The organism is Streptomyces hazeniae, from assembly GCF_031845485.1.
Taxonomy (GTDB): Bacteria; Actinomycetota; Actinomycetes; order Streptomycetales; family Streptomycetaceae; genus Streptomyces; species Streptomyces hazeniae.
The window spans coordinates 51,230-65,442 of the sequence record NZ_JAVREQ010000016.1; the positions used below are offsets into that span (position 1 = coordinate 51,230).

12 protein-coding genes are annotated in these 14,213 nt (G+C 70.7%); all 12 read right to left on the reverse strand.

Going from position 1 to position 14,213, the window contains the following annotated elements:
- Positions 1 to 4: 4 nt before the first annotated feature.
- From RM572_RS17990 to RM572_RS18045, 12 genes are read right to left on the reverse strand one after another with little or no spacing between them, the layout of a single operon-like run.
- Positions 5 to 1,600, reverse strand: coding sequence for an NADH-quinone oxidoreductase subunit M (locus RM572_RS17990; protein ID WP_311674382.1), 1,596 nt, complete (start codon positions 1,598 to 1,600; stop codon positions 5 to 7).
- A 1-nt stretch (position 1,601) separates the two neighbouring features.
- A complete protein-coding gene (gene nuoL, locus RM572_RS17995; protein WP_027764542.1) occupies positions 1,602 to 3,494 on the reverse strand; it encodes an NADH-quinone oxidoreductase subunit L in 1,893 nt (630 codons plus the stop codon).
- Positions 3,495 to 3,506: 12 nt separating this feature from the next.
- Entirely contained in the window at positions 3,507 to 3,806 is a 300-nt protein-coding gene (gene nuoK / locus RM572_RS18000) for an NADH-quinone oxidoreductase subunit NuoK (protein ID WP_027764543.1), read from the reverse strand.
- Complete coding sequence (locus tag RM572_RS18005) at positions 3,803 to 4,708, reverse strand: NADH-quinone oxidoreductase subunit J (protein WP_311674383.1); 906 nt, start codon at positions 4,706 to 4,708, stop codon at positions 3,803 to 3,805. Before RM572_RS18005 ends, nuoK begins: the two co-directional genes overlap by 4 nt.
- Positions 4,705 to 5,433: an NADH-quinone oxidoreductase subunit NuoI gene (gene nuoI / locus RM572_RS18010; protein WP_394813632.1), complete on the reverse strand. Its 729-nt coding sequence runs from the start codon at positions 5,431 to 5,433 to the stop codon at positions 4,705 to 4,707. The genes RM572_RS18005 and nuoI overlap by 4 nt, the downstream gene beginning before the upstream one ends.
- On the reverse strand, positions 5,408 to 6,823 hold the full coding sequence (nuoH, locus tag RM572_RS18015) for an NADH-quinone oxidoreductase subunit NuoH (protein WP_311674385.1): 1,416 nt from the start codon (positions 6,821 to 6,823) through the stop codon (positions 5,408 to 5,410). The genes nuoI and nuoH overlap by 26 nt, the downstream gene beginning before the upstream one ends.
- A complete protein-coding gene (locus RM572_RS18020; RefSeq protein ID WP_311674386.1) occupies positions 6,820 to 9,327 on the reverse strand; it encodes an NADH-quinone oxidoreductase subunit G in 2,508 nt (835 codons plus the stop codon). The genes nuoH and RM572_RS18020 overlap by 4 nt, the downstream gene beginning before the upstream one ends.
- Entirely contained in the window at positions 9,324 to 10,673 is a 1,350-nt protein-coding gene (gene nuoF / locus RM572_RS18025; protein ID WP_027764548.1) for an NADH-quinone oxidoreductase subunit NuoF, read from the reverse strand. The genes RM572_RS18020 and nuoF overlap by 4 nt, the downstream gene beginning before the upstream one ends.
- Positions 10,673 to 11,551: an NADH-quinone oxidoreductase subunit NuoE gene (gene nuoE / locus RM572_RS18030; protein WP_311674387.1), complete on the reverse strand. Its 879-nt coding sequence runs from the start codon at positions 11,549 to 11,551 to the stop codon at positions 10,673 to 10,675. The genes nuoF and nuoE overlap by 1 nt, the downstream gene beginning before the upstream one ends.
- On the reverse strand, positions 11,548 to 12,876 hold the full coding sequence (locus tag RM572_RS18035) for an NADH-quinone oxidoreductase subunit D (protein ID WP_027764550.1): 1,329 nt from the start codon (positions 12,874 to 12,876) through the stop codon (positions 11,548 to 11,550). The genes nuoE and RM572_RS18035 overlap by 4 nt, the downstream gene beginning before the upstream one ends.
- Positions 12,876 to 13,658: an NADH-quinone oxidoreductase subunit C gene (locus RM572_RS18040; protein WP_311674388.1), complete on the reverse strand. Its 783-nt coding sequence runs from the start codon at positions 13,656 to 13,658 to the stop codon at positions 12,876 to 12,878. The genes RM572_RS18035 and RM572_RS18040 overlap by 1 nt, the downstream gene beginning before the upstream one ends.
- On the reverse strand, positions 13,655 to 14,209 hold the full coding sequence (locus tag RM572_RS18045; RefSeq protein WP_027764552.1) for a NuoB/complex I 20 kDa subunit family protein: 555 nt from the start codon (positions 14,207 to 14,209) through the stop codon (positions 13,655 to 13,657). The genes RM572_RS18040 and RM572_RS18045 overlap by 4 nt, the downstream gene beginning before the upstream one ends.
- Between the last annotated feature and the right edge of the window lie 4 nt (positions 14,210 to 14,213).

Here is a 14,213-nt window from a genome sequence, read left to right on the forward strand (position 1 = left end):
GCGCTCACTTGGCGGCCTCCACCTCAGGAGCAGGGTCCTTCTTCTGCACGTCGGACATGGTGTGCTCGACCGCAGGGTTGACGATCTCGGTCAGCGGCTTCGGGAAGACGCCGAGGAAGACCAGCAGCGCGATCAGCGGCGCGGCGACCACGAGTTCCCGGACCTTGAGGTCCTTCATGCCGCTGACCTCCGGCTTCACCGGCCCGGTCATGGTGCGCTGGTACAGCACCAGCACGTACAGCGCGGCGAGCACGATGCCGGCGGTCGCGATGATCCCGATGACCGGGTAGCGGCTGAAGGTGCCGACCAGCACCAGGAACTCGCTGACGAACGGCGCCAGTCCGGGGAGCGACAACGTCGCCAGTCCGCCGATCAGGAACGTGCCCGCCAGTACGGGCGCGACCTTCTGCACACCGCCGTAGTCCGCGATCAGGCGCGAGCCGCGGCGGGTGATGAGGAAGCCGGCGACGAGCAGCAGCGCGGCCGTGGAGATGCCGTGGTTGACCATGTACAGCGTCGCGCCGCTCTGCCCCTGGGTCGTCATGGCGAAGACGCCCATGATGATGAACCCGAAGTGCGAGATGGACGCGTACGCGATCAGCCGCTTCATGTCGCGCTGGCCGACGGCGAGCAGCGCGCCGTAGATGATGCTGACCAGGGCCAGCACGAGCACCACCGGCGTGGCCCACTCGCTGGCGTTCGGGAACAGCCCGAGGCAGAAGCGGAGCATCGCGAAGGTGCCGACCTTGTCGACCACGGCGGTGATGAGGACGGCCACCGGTGCGGTGGACTCCCCCATCGCGTTGGGGAGCCAGGTGTGCAGCGGCCACAGCGGCGCCTTCACCGCGAAGGCGAAGAAGAAGCCGAGGAACAGCAGCCGTTCGGTGCCGGCCGACATCTCCAGCTCGCCGTTCGCCCGGGCCTCGATGATCGCCTGGAGCGAGAAGGTGCCTTCGCCGAGCTGGTCGGCGGTGACCGCGTACAGGCCGATCACCGCGGCCAGCATGATCAGACCGCCGGCCAGGTTGTAGAGCAGGAACTTGACCGCCGCGTACGACCGCTGCCGTGACGCCTCCTCCTCGCCCGCCGCGTGGGCGCGGTCGCCGAAGCCGCCGATGAGGAAGTACATCGGGATGAGCATGGCTTCGAAGAACAGGTAGAAGAGGAAGACGTCCGTGGCCAGGAACGAGACGATCACCATCGCCTCGACGGCCAGGATCAGCGCGAAGAAGCCCTGGGTGGGCCGCCAGCGGCGGTTCGCCTGTTCGCCCTCCAGAGCGTCCGCGTCGTGCCAGCCGGCGAGGATCACGAACGGGATCAGCAGGGCGGTCAGGGCGACCAGCACGGCGCCGATGCCGTCCACGCCCAGCTCGTAGCGGACGCCGAAGTCGGCGATCCAGGCGTGGCTCTCGGTGAGCTGGTACCGGTCGCCGCCGGGTTCGAAGCGGACCAGGACCACGGCCGCGAGCACGACCGTGGCGAGCGAGAACAGCAGCGCCAGCCACTTGGCGGCCGTCCTCTTCGCGGCGGGCACGGCGGCGGTGGCGATCGCCCCGATCGCCGGGACCGCGGCCGTGACCGTCAGCAGGGGAAATGACATCTCAGACCGCCCTCATCAGCAGGGTGGCGGCGACGAGCACCGCCGCACCGCCGAACATCGAGACCGCGTAGCTGCGCGCGAACCCGTTCTGGACGCGGCGCAGCCGGCCGGAGAGACCGCCGAACGTGGCGGCGGTGCCGTTGACGGCCCCGTCGACCACCGAGTGGTCGAGGTAGACCAGGCCGCGCGTCAGGTACTCGCCGGGCTTGACCAGGGCGACGTGGTTGAAGTCGTCCTGGAGCAGGTCCCGGCGGGCCGCGCGGGTGAGCAGGCTGCCGCGCGGCGCCGTGACGGGCACCGGACGGCGGCCGTACTGGAACCACGCCACGGCGACGCCGATCACCATGCAGGCGACGGTGGCCGCGGTGATCGACCAGATCGGGATCGGCGGGTGCGGGTGCTCGAAGCCGGTCACCGGCTCCAGCCAGTGCACGAACCGCTCGCCGATGGCGAAGAACGCGCCGCCGAACACCGACCCGACGGCCAGCACGATCATCGGGATGGTCATCGTCTTCGGCGACTCGTGCGGGTGGACGGCGTTCTCGCCCTCCTCGCTCCAGCGCTTCTCGCCGAAGAAGGTGAGCAGCATGACCCGGGTCATGTAGTACGCCGTGAGGGCCGCGCCCAGCAGGGTCACGGAACCGAGGATCCAGCCCTGCGCGCCGCCCTTGCCGAAGGCCGCCTCGATGATGAGGTCCTTCGAGAAGAAGCCGGACAGGCCGGGGAAGCCGATGATGGCCAGGTAGCCCAGGCCGAAGGTGATGAAGGTGATCGGCATGTACGTCCGCAGGCCGCCGTAACGCCGCATGTCGACCTCGTCGTTCATGCCGTGCATCACCGAGCCGGCGCCGAGGAACAGCCCGGCCTTGAAGAAGCCGTGCGTCACCAGGTGCATGATGGCGAACGCGTAGCCGATCGGGCCGAGCCCGACCGCCAGCATCATGTAGCCGATCTGCGACATGGTCGACCCGGCCAGGGCCTTCTTGATGTCGTCCTTGGCGCACCCGACGATCGCACCGAACAGCAGCGTCACCGCGCCGACGGTCACCACGGCGGTCTGCGCGGTGGGGGTGGCGTCGAAGAGCACCCCGGAGCGGGCGATCAGGTACACGCCGGCGGTGACCATGGTGGCGGCGTGGATGAGGGCCGAGACCGGGGTCGGGCCCTCCATCGCGTCGCCGAGCCAGGACTGCAGCGGCACCTGCGCGGACTTGCCGCAGGCCGCGAGCAGCAGCATCAGGCCGATGGCCGTGAGCGTGCCCTCGCTCGCCCCGTCCACGCTGCCCAGCACCGGCCCGAAGGCGAAGGTGCCGAAGGTGGTGAACATCAGCATGATCGCGATGGACAGGCCGACGTCACCGACGCGGTTGACGAGGAACGCCTTCTTCGCCGCGGTCGCCGCGCTGGGCTTGTGCTGCCAGAAGCCGATCAGCAGGTACGAGGCCAGGCCCACGCCCTCCCAGCCGACGTACAGCAGCAGGTAGTTGTCGGCGAGCACCAGCAGCAGCATCGCCGCGAGGAACAGGTTCAGGTAGCCGAAGAACCGGCGCCTGCGCTCGTCGTGCTCCATGTAGCCCACCGAGTACAGGTGGATCAGCGAGCCGACGCCCGTGATGAGGAGGACGAACGTCATGGACAGCTGGTCGAGCTGGAAGGCGACGTCGGCCTGGAAGCCGTTCACCGGAATCCAGCTGAACAGGTGCGAGGTCAGGGTGCGGTCCTCGGCGTCCCGGCCGAGCATGTCGGCGAAGAGCACCAGCCCGAGCACGAACGAGGCACCGGCCAGGGCGGTGCCCAGCCAGTGTCCCGTCCGGTCGAGCCTGCGTCCTCCGCAGAGCAGGACGGCCGCGCCGAGGAGCGGAGCTCCGACGAGCAGCCCGATGAGTGATTCCACTTACTGAACTCCTTACAGCTTCATCAGGCTGGCGTCGTCGACCGAGGCCGAGTGGCGGGAGCGGTAGAGCGTGACGATGATCGCCAGGCCGACGACCACCTCCGCGGCGGCGACGACCATGGTGAAGAAGGCGATGATCTGGCCGTCGAGGTTGCCGTGGATCCGGGAGAACGCGATCAGCGCGAGGTTCGCGGCGTTGAGCATCAGCTCCACGCACATGAACACCACGATGGCGTTCCGCCGGATGAGTACGCCCGACGCGCCGATGGTGAACAGCAGCGCGGCGAGGTAGAGGTAGTTGACCGGGTTCACTTCGCCTCCTCCTTCTCGCCGTCGCGGTCGCCGTCACGGTCTCGGTCGGGGTCTCGGTCGCCGTCGTCCGCGCGCCGGGCCTGGCGGCCCGCCTCGCGGGAGGCGTCGTTGTCCCGGCCCAGGTACGCGTCGGTGCGCTGTTCCAGCTCCGCCAGGTCGCGGAGCGCCTCGCCGGACACGTCGCGGACCTGGCCGCGGCTGTGCAGGGTGTCGCTGACCGTGAGCGCGGACGGGGTGCCGTCGGGCAGCAGGCCGGGGATGTCCACGGCGTTGTGCCGTGCGTACACGCCCGGGGCCGGCAGCGGCGGCACGTGCTTGTTCTCCCGCACGCGCTTCTCGGCGAGTTCGCGCTGCGTCAGGCGGCGCTCGGTGCGCTCCCGGTGCGTGAGCACCATCGCCGCGACGGCCGCGGTGACCAGCAGGGCACCGGTGATCTCGAAGGCGAACACGTACTTGGTGAAGAGCAGGGCGGCCAGGCCCTGTACGTTGCCGCCCTCGTTGGCCTGCGCCAGGCCGTTGAAGCTGGAGACCGACGCGTTGCCGAGTCCGCCGATCAGCAGGACGCCGAAGCCGAGGCCGCAGAGCGCGGCCATCCAGCGCTGGCCCTTGATGGTCTCCTTCAGCGAGTCGGCGGCGGTGACGCCGACGAGCATCAGCACGAAGAGGAAGAGCATCATCACGGCGCCGGTGTAGACGACGACCTGCACGACGCCCAGGAAGTACGCGCCGTTGGACAGGTAGAACACCGCGAGGACGATCATCGTGCCGGCGAGGCACAGCGCGGAGTGCACCGCGCGCTTCATCAGCACGGTGCCCAGCGCGCCCAGTACGGCGACCGTGCCGAGCACCCAGAACTGCAGGGCCTCGCCGGTGGAGGTGGTGGTGAGTGCCAGCTCGTTCATCGCGCGCCCTCCGCGCCCTGCGGGCCGGCTGCCTGACCGCCGGAGGCGGAGGCCGTCTGTGCCGGCGCCGTGTCCGTCGGGTCGCCCTCGGGGCGGTCCGCGTCGGAGACGGGGGCGGAGGCGGCGGGCTCCATCGGCCCGAAGGTGTCGGAGGACGCCTGGGGTGCGCCGCCCGCGTGCACCTCCTGCGGCACGGTGCCCGGGGCGGCCTCGGTGACGAGGCCGCTGTAGTAGTCCTTCTCCGTCATGCCCGGGTAGATCGCGTGCGGCGAGTCGACCATGCCCTCCTGGAGTCCCGCGAGCAGCTCCTCCTTGGTGTAGATGAGCGATTCGCGGGAGGAGTCGGCGAGTTCGTAGTCGTTGGTCATGGTCAGCGCGCGGGTGGGGCACGCCTCGACGCACAGGCCGCACAGGATGCAGCGCAGGTAGTTGATCTGGTAGACGCGGCCGTACCGCTCGCCCGGGGAGTAGCGCTCCTCGTCGGTGTTGTCCGCGCCCTCCACGTAGATCGCGTCGGCCGGGCAGGCCCAGGCGCAGAGCTCGCAGCCGACGCACTTCTCCAGCCCGTCCGGGTGGCGGTTGAGCTGGTGCCGGCCGTGGAAGCGGGGCGCCGTGGGCTTCTTGTACTCGGGGTACTGCTCGGTCAGCCGCTTCTTGAACATGGCCTTGAAGGTCACGCCGAAGCCGGCCACGGGGTTCTCAGGCACCGTCGGCCTCCCTTCCATCGTGATTCCCGTCCTGGGCGTCGCCGGACTCCGCGGCCGTGCCGACCAGTTCGCGGTCCGCGCGGGACCTGCGCCGGGGCACGGGCGGGAGGGTCTGGCCGGGCAGCGGCGGCACGGGGTAGCCGCCGGCCATCGGGTCGAAGCCGGCCTCCTCGGCGGCGCGTTCCTCCTGCTCCTCCGCCTGCTTGTCGGCGCGGTCGCGGAAGACGTCGACGACGAAGGAGAGCAGCAGCAGGACCAGGACGCCGCCGCCGACCCAGTACACGATGTCGGTGAAGGCGTAGTTCTCGTTGCGCATCGCGCGGACCGCGGCGACCAGCATCAGCCAGGCCATGGAGACCGGGATGAGGACCTTCCAGCCCAGCTTCATGAACTGGTCGTAGCGGACGCGCGGCAGGGTGCCGCGGAGCCACACGAAGCCGAACAGCATCAGTACGAGCTTCCCGGTGAACCAGAGCAGCGGCCACCAGCCGTGGTTGGCGCCCTCCCACACCGTGGAGATCGGCGCCGGGGCCCGCCAGCCGCCCAGGAAGAGGGTGACCGCGAGCGCGGAGACGGTGACCATGTGGATGTACTCGCCGAGCATGAACATCGCGAACTTGATCGACGAGTACTCGGTGTTGAAGCCGCCGACCAGGTCGCCCTCGGACTCCGGCATGTCGAACGGCGCACGGTGCGCCTCGCCGACCATCGCCACCATGTAGATGAGGAACGACACGGGCAGCAGCACCGCGAACCAGCGGTCGTCCTGCGCGTCCACGATGGCCGAGGTGGACATCGAGCCGGAGTGCAGGAAGACGGCGGCGAAGCTCAGACCCATGGCGACCTCGTAGGAGATCACCTGGGCGGTGGCGCGGACGCCGCCGAGCAGGGGGTAGGTCGAGCCGGAGGACCAGCCGGCCAGCACCGTGCCGTAGGCCGCGATGGAGGCGGTGGCCAGGATGTAGAGCACGGCCACCGGCATGTCGGTGAGCTGCATCGCGGTGCGCGTGCCGAAGATCGACACCTCGTTGCCGGGCGGGCCGAACGGGATGACGGCGATGGCCATGAAGGCCGGGATCGCGCCGATGATCGGGGCCAGGATGAAGACGGCCTTGTCGGCGCGCTTGACGACGACGTCTTCCTTGAGCATCAGCTTGATGCCGTCGGCCAGCGACTGGAGCATGCCCCAGGGGCCGTGCCGGTTGGGACCGATGCGCAGCTGCATCCAGGCGACGACCTTGCGCTCCATGACGATGGAGATCAGCACGGTCAGCATCAGGAAGGCGAAGCAGAAGACCGCCTTGAGGCCGATCAGCCACCACGGGTCCGTGCCGAAGGTCGACAGGTCCTCGGCGGCGAGCACGACGCTCCCCTCCGGGCCCGACGCGATGTGGGCGAGGGTGTTCACGCGTCCACCTCCTGGCGGCCGGTGCCGCCGGCGGCACCGATCTTGACGAGGTCGCCCGGGCGGGCGCCGGTGTCGGGCGTCACGCCGCGGCCGGCGGAGTTCATCGGGAGCCACACCACGTGGTCCGGCATGTCCGGGGTGACCCGGAGCGGGAACTCCACCGTTCCGGCCGGCCCGGTGACGGCGAGGACGTCGCCGTCCTTCACGCCGGTGGCCTCGGCCGTCGGGGCCGAGAGCCGGGCGAGCGCCGCGTGCCGGGTACCGGCCAGCGCCTCGTCGCCCTCCTGGAGCCGGCCCTGGTCGAGCAGCAGCCGGTGGCCGGCGAGCACCGCCTCGCCCTTGCCGGGCTGCGGCGCGGACGCGGACCGTTCGTTCGGCGCGGTGGCCTGCGCGTCGCCCGACGCGCCGCCGAGGCGGTCGAGTTCGCGGCGCGCGGCCCGTACGTCGGGCAGGCCGAGCGGCTTGCCGAGCGCGTCGGCGAGCATGTGCAGCACCCGGCCGTCCGGCGTCACGTGGCGGCGGGTCATCTGGTCGGGCTTGATGGCGGCCTCGAACATCCGGGCCCGGCCCTCCCAGTTGAGGAAGGTGCCGGACTTCTCGACGACCGCCGCCACCGGCAGCACCACGTCGGCGTGCTCGGTGACGTGCGACGGCCGCAGTTCCAGGCTGACCAGGAAGCCGACCTCGTGCAGCGCGTCGGCGGCACGGGACGGGTCGGGCAGGTCGGCGACCTCGACGCCGCCCACGACCAGCGCGGACAGTTCGCCGGTCGCGGCGGCCTCCACGATGGCCCCGGTGTCCCGCCCGTACGCGCTGGGCAGGTCGTCCACGCCCCAGGCGCGGGCGACCTCCTGGCGGGCGCGCGGGTCGGTGGCGGGGCGGCCGCCGGGCAGCAGCGACGGGATGGCGCCGGCCTCGACCGCGCCGCGTTCGCCGGCCCGGCGCGGAATCCACATCAGGGCGGCGCCGGTGGCGGTGGCGGTGCGCAGGGCGGCGGTCAGGGCGCCGGGCACGGCGGCGAGCCGTTCGCCGACCAGGATGACCGCGCCCTCGGTGCGCAGCGCCTCGGCGGCCTGCTTGCCGGCGCTCTCCAGGCCGACTCCGCCGGCCAGGCCGTCCAGCCACTCGGTCTCGGTGCCGGGCGCGGCGGCCAGCAGCGTGCCGCCCGCCTTCTGCAGGCCGCGGGTGGCGTGGGTGGCGAGCGCGAAGGTGCGCTGGCCGTGCTTGCGGTGGGCCTTGCGCAGCCGGAGGAAGACGCCGGGCGCCTCCTCCTCGGCCTCCAGCCCGGCCAGCAGGACGACGGGGGCCTTCTCCAGCGCGGTGTAGGTGACCCCGAGGCCGTCCAGGTCGCGGCCGTGGCCGGCGACGTGGGCGGCGAGGAAGTCGGCCTCCTCGGCGGAGTGGACGCGGGCCCGGAAGTCCACGTCGTTGGTGCCGAGCACGGCGCGGGCGAACTTGGCGTACGCGTAGGCGTCCTCGACGGTGACGCGTCCGCCGGTCAGCACGCCGACCCGGCCCTGCGCCGCGGCCAGGCCCTTCGCCGCCGCCTCCAGTGCCTCGGGCCAGCTGGTGGCCTCCAGTTCACCGGTCTCGGCGTCGCGCACCAGCGGCGCGGTGAGCCGGTCGTGGCGCTGGCCGTAGCGGAAGCCGAAGCGGCCCTTGTCGCAGATCCACTCCTCGTTGACCTCGGTGTCCTCCGCGGCCATCCGGCGCATGACCTTGCCGCGCCGGTGGTCGGTGCGGGTGGCGCAGCCGCCGGCGCAGTGTTCGCAGACGCTGGGGGTGGAGACCAGGTCGAACGGGCGGGAGCGGAACCGGTAGGCGGCCGAGGTGAGGGCGCCGACCGGGCAGATCTGGATGGTGTTGCCGGAGAAGTACGACTCGAAGGGGTCGCCCTCGCCGGTGCCCACCTGCTGGAGCGCGCCGCGTTCCAGCAGCTCGATCATCGGGTCGCCGGCGACCTGGTTGGAGAAGCGGGTGCAGCGGGCGCACAGCACGCAGCGCTCGCGGTCCAGCAGGACCTGCTTCGAGATCGGCACCGGCTTCTCGAAGGTGCGCTTCCTGCCCTCGAAGCGGGACTCGGCGGAGCCCGCGGACATCGCCTGGTTCTGCAGGGGGCACTCGCCGCCCTTGTCGCAGACCGGGCAGTCCAGCGGGTGGTTGATGAGCAGCAGCTCCATCACGCCGCGCTGCGCCTTGTCGGCGACCGGGGAGGTGAGCTGCGTCTTCACCACCATGCCGTCGGTGCAGGTGATGGTGCAGGACGCCATCGGCTTGCGCTGGCCCTCCACCTCGACGATGCACTGCCGGCAGGCGCCGACCGGGTCGAGCAGCGGGTGGTCGCAGAAGCGGGGGATCTCGATGCCGAGCTGTTCGGCGGCGCGGATGACCAGGGTGCCCTTGGGCACGCTGATCTCGACGCCGTCGATGGTCAGCGAGATCAGGTCCTCGGGGGGAGGGGCCTGGCCGCCCCCGGAGGCGGGAGCGTTGCTGGTGACGGTCACGCGTTCACCTCCAGGTGAGCGGTCTTGCCGGTGGAGCCGTCGGCCCAGAGGGTCGACTTGGCCGGGTCGAAGGGGCAGCCGCCACCGGTGACGTGCTGCTCGTACTCCTCGCGGAAGTACTGCAGCGAGGAGAAGATCGGCGAGGCGGCGCCGTCGCCGAGGGCGCAGAACGACTTGCCGTTGATGTTGTCGGCGATGTCGTCGATCTTGTCGATGTCGTCCATCGACGCCTTGCCGGCCTCGAAGTCGCGGAGCAGCTGGACGAGCCAGTAGGTGCCCTCGCGGCAGGGTGTGCACTTGCCGCAGGACTCGTGGGCGTAGAACTCGGTCCAGCGGGTGACCGCCCGTACGACGCAGGTGGTCTCGTCGAAGCACTGGAGCGCCTTGGTGCCCAGCATCGAACCGGCCGCTCCGACGCCCTCGTAGTCCAGCGGCACGTCCAGGTGCTCGTCGGTGAGGATCGGGGTGGAGGAACCGCCGGGCGTCCAGAACTTCAGCCGGTGACCGGGCCGCATGCCGCCGCTCATGTCGAGGAGCTGCCGCAGCGTGATGCCGAGTGGCGCCTCGTACTGGCCGGGGCGGGCGACGTGGCCGCTGAGCGAGTAGAGCGTGAAGCCGGGGGACTTCTCGCTGCCCATCGAGCGGAACCACTCCTTGCCCTTGTGCAGCAGGGCGGGAACGGAGGCGATGGACTCCACGTTGTTCACCACGGTGGGGCAGGCGTACAGGCCGGCGACCGCGGGGAAGGGCGGGCGCAGCCGGGGCTGGCCGCGGCGCCCCTCCAGCGAGTCGAGCAGCGCGGTCTCCTCGCCGCAGATGTACGCGCCGGCGCCGGCGTGGACGGTGATGTCCAGCGGCTTGCCCTTGCCGAGGGCGTCCTTGCCGAGGTAGCCCGCCGCGTACGCCTCGCGTACCGCCTCGTGCAGGCGGCGGAGGACGGGGACGACCTCGCCGCGCAGGTAGATGAAGGCGTGGTGGGACCGGATCGCGTGGCAGGCGATGATCATGCCCTCGATGAGGGAGTGCGGGTTGGCGAAGAGCAGCGGGATGTCCTTGCAGGTGCCCGGCTCCGACTCGTCGGCGTTGACGACCAGGTAGTGCGGCTTGTCGTCGCCCTGCGGGATGAACTGCCACTTCATGCCCGTGGGGAAGCCCGCCCCGCCGCGGCCGCGGAGGCCGGAGTCCTTGACGAAGGCGATGAGGTCGTCGGGGTCCATGGCCAGCGCCTTGCGCAGGCCCTCGTACCCGTCGTGCCGCTTGTAGGTCTCCAGCGTCCAGGCGTCGGGCTGGTCCCAGAAGGCCGAGAGCACCGGGGAGAGGAGCTTCTCGGGGGACTCGGTGGTCATCACTTGCCCTCCTCGGTGACCGGCCCGGTCGGGTTGTCGGGGTCGGACTCGGCACTCGGCTGCGGGGCGTCGTGCGAGCTTTCGTGGCCGGCAGGGGGTTCGGCGCTGCGCGGCGTGGTGCCGCCGGGGCCGGACGCCTCGGTGGTGGAGCCCTTGCCCTCGCCGTTCCGCGGGGAGACGACGCGGGCCGGGGCCTCGGCCTCACCCTTGGCGAGCCGGAGACCGGCGAGCGAGGCGGGGCCGGCGCCGCCGGACTCGGCGACGGCGCCCTCGCGCTCGTCGGGGAAGCCGGCCAGGATGCGCGCGGTCTCCTTGAAGGTGCACAGCTTCGCGCCGCGGGTGGGGTGCACGTCGCGTCCGGCGCGCAGGTCGTCGACGAGGCGCTTGGCGGACTCGGGCGTCTGGTCGTCGAAGAACTCCCAGTTGACCATCACCACGGGGGCGAAGTCGCAGGCCGCGTTGCACTCGATGTGTTCGAGGGTGACCTTGCCGTCGTCGGTGGTCTCGTTGTTGCCGATCTCCAGGTGCTCCTGGAGCTCCTCGAAGATGGCGTCGCCGCCCATCACCGCGCACAGCGTGTTGGTGCAGACGCCGACCTGGTAGTCGCCGCTGGGCTTGCGCCGGTACATGCTGTAGAAGGTCGCGACCGCGGCGACCTCGGCGGTGGTGAGGTCGAGCATCTCGGCGCAGAAGCGCTGTCCGGTGCGGGTGACGTGGCCCTCTTCGGACTGCACCAGGTGCAGCAGCGGCAGCAGCGCGGACCGGCTGTCGGGGTAGCGGGCGATGACGTCCTTCGCGTCCTTCTCCAGCCGTGCCCGGACGTCCGCCGGGTAGTCGGGGGCGGGCATCGCGGGGATGCCCAGTTGCACGTCGGTCATCGGTCGACGCCTCCCATCACGGGGTCGAGGGACGCGACGGCCACGATGACGTCGGCGACCTGGCCGCCCTCGCACATCGCCGCCATCGACTGGAGGTTGGTGAAGGACGGGTCGCGGAAGTGCACCCGGTAGGGCCGGGTTCCGCCGTCGCTCACCGCGTGCACTCCGAGTTCGCCCTTGGGGGACTCGACTGCCGCGTACGCCTGGCCGGGCGGTACCCGGAAGCCCTCGGTCACCAGCTTGAAGTGGTGGATGAGGGCCTCCATGGAGGTGCCCATGATGTTCCGGATGTGGTCCAGGCTGTTGCCCAGGCCGTCGGGGCCGAGCGCCAGCTGCGCGGGCCAGGCGATCTTCTTGTCGCCGACCATGACCGGGCCGGGCTCCAGCCGGTCGATGCACTGCTCGATGATGCGCAGCGACTGCCGCATCTCCTCGACGCGCAGCAGGAAGCGGCCGTAGGAGTCGCAGGTGTCGACGGTCGGGACGTCGAAGTCATAGGTCTCGTAGCCGCAGTACGGGTCGGTCTTGCGCAGGTCGTGCGGGAGGCCGGCGGAGCGGAGGATCGGGCCGGTGGCGCCGAGCGCCATGCAGCCGGCGAGGTCCAGGTAGCCGATGTCCTTCAGGCGTCCCTTGAAGACCGGGTTGCCGGTGCAGAGCTTGTCGTACTCCGGCAGGTTCTTCTTCATCTTCTTCACGAACTCGCGCAGCGCGTCGATGCTGCCGGGGGGCAGGTCCTGGGAGAGCCCGCCGGGCCGGATGTACGCGTGGTTCATGCGCAGGCCGGTGATCAGCTCGTAGAGGTCCAGGACCAGTTCGCGGTCGCGGAAGCCGAAGATCATGACGGTGGTGGCGCCGAGCTCCATGCCGCCGGTGGCGATGCACACCAGGTGGGAGGAGAGACGGTTCAGCTCCATCATCAGCACGCGGATGACGTTGGCGCGGTCCGGGATGTCGTCGGTGATGCCGAGCAGCCTCTCGACCGCCATGCAGTACGCCGTCTCGTTGAAGAACGGCGTCAGGTAGTCCATGCGCGTCACGAACGTGGTGCCCTGCGTCCAGGTCCGGTACTCGAGGTTCTTCTCGATGCCGGTGTGCAGGTAGCCGATGCCGCAGCGGGCCTCGGTCACGGTCTCGCCGTCGATCTCCAGGATGAGCCGGAGCACGCCGTGCGTGGACGGGTGCTGCGGGCCCATGTTGACGATGATCCGCTCGTCGTCGCTCGCTGCCGCGGCGGCGGCGAGCTCGTCCCAGTCGCCGCCGGTGACGTCGTAGACGGTGCCCTCGGTGGTCTCGCGGATTCCCGCCGTGGAATGTGTGGTGCTCATCAGCTGTACGACCTCCGCTGGTCGGGAGCGGGAATCTGGGCGCCCTTGTACTCCACGGGGATGCCGCCCAGGGGGTAGTCCTTGCGCTGCGGGAAGCCCTGCCAGTCGTCGGGCATCATGATCCGCGTCAGCGCCGGGTGGCCGTCGAAGACCAGGCCGAAGAAGTCGTACGTCTCGCGCTCGTGCCAGTCGTTCGTCGGGTAGACCTCGACGATCGAGGGGACGTGCGGATCGGCGTCGGGTGCGGTGACCTCCAGCCGGATGATCCGGTTGTGCGTCAGCGAACGCAGGTGGTACACGGCGTGCAGCTCGCGGCCCTTGTCCTCGGGGAAGTGCACGCCGGAGACGCCGGTGCAGTACTCGAAGCGCAGCGCGGGGTCGTCCCGCAGGGTGCGGGCGACGCGCAGCAGGTGCTCGCGGGCGATGTGGAAGGTGATCTCGCCCCGGTCGACGACGGTCTTCTCGATGGCGTTCTCGGGGAGCAGGTCCTGCTCCTCCAGGGCGCCTTCGAGTTCGTCGGCGACCTCGTCGAACCAGCCGCCGTAGGGGCGCGCGCTCGCACCGGGGAGCCGCACGGTACGCACCAGGCCGCCGTAGCCGGAGGTGTCGCCGCCCTGGCGGGGGCCGAACATGCCGCGGCGGACGCCGATGACCTCGCCGGAGTCGCCCCGGTGGCCGGGCAGGTTGTGCGCGTTCACGTCCTGGTCCGGGTTCGGGCCGTGGTCGCCGGCGGGCGTGCCGTCGGCCGGGTTGCCGTTGGCCGAGTTGCCGTTGGCGGTCATCGCAGGAGCCCCTTCATCTCGATCGTCGGCAGGGCCTTGCGCGCCGCTTCCTCGGCCTCACGGGCCGCCTGCTCGCGGTTGACGCCGAGCTTCTCGTTCTGCACGTGCTCGTGGAGCTTGAGGATCGCGTCCATCAGCATCTCGGGCCGCGGCGGGCAGCCGGGCAGGTAGATGTCGACCGGGACGACGTGGTCCACGCCCTGCACGATCGCGTAGTTGTTGAACATGCCGCCGGAGGAGGCGCAGACGCCCATGGAGATGACCCACTTGGGGTTGGGCATCTGGTCGTACACCTGCCGCAGCACCGGGGCCATCTTCTGGCTGACCCGTCCGGCCACGATCATGAGGTCCGCCTGGCGCGGTGAGCCGCGGAAGACCTCCATGCCGAACCGGGCGAGGTCGTAGCGGCCCGCACCCGTCGTCATCATCTCGATGGCGCAGCAGGCGAGTCCGAACGTCGCCGGGAACATCGACGACTTGCGGACCCACCCGGCGGCCTGCTCGACGGTGGAGAGCAGGAAGCCGCTCGGCAGTTTCTCTTCGAGTCCCATTTAC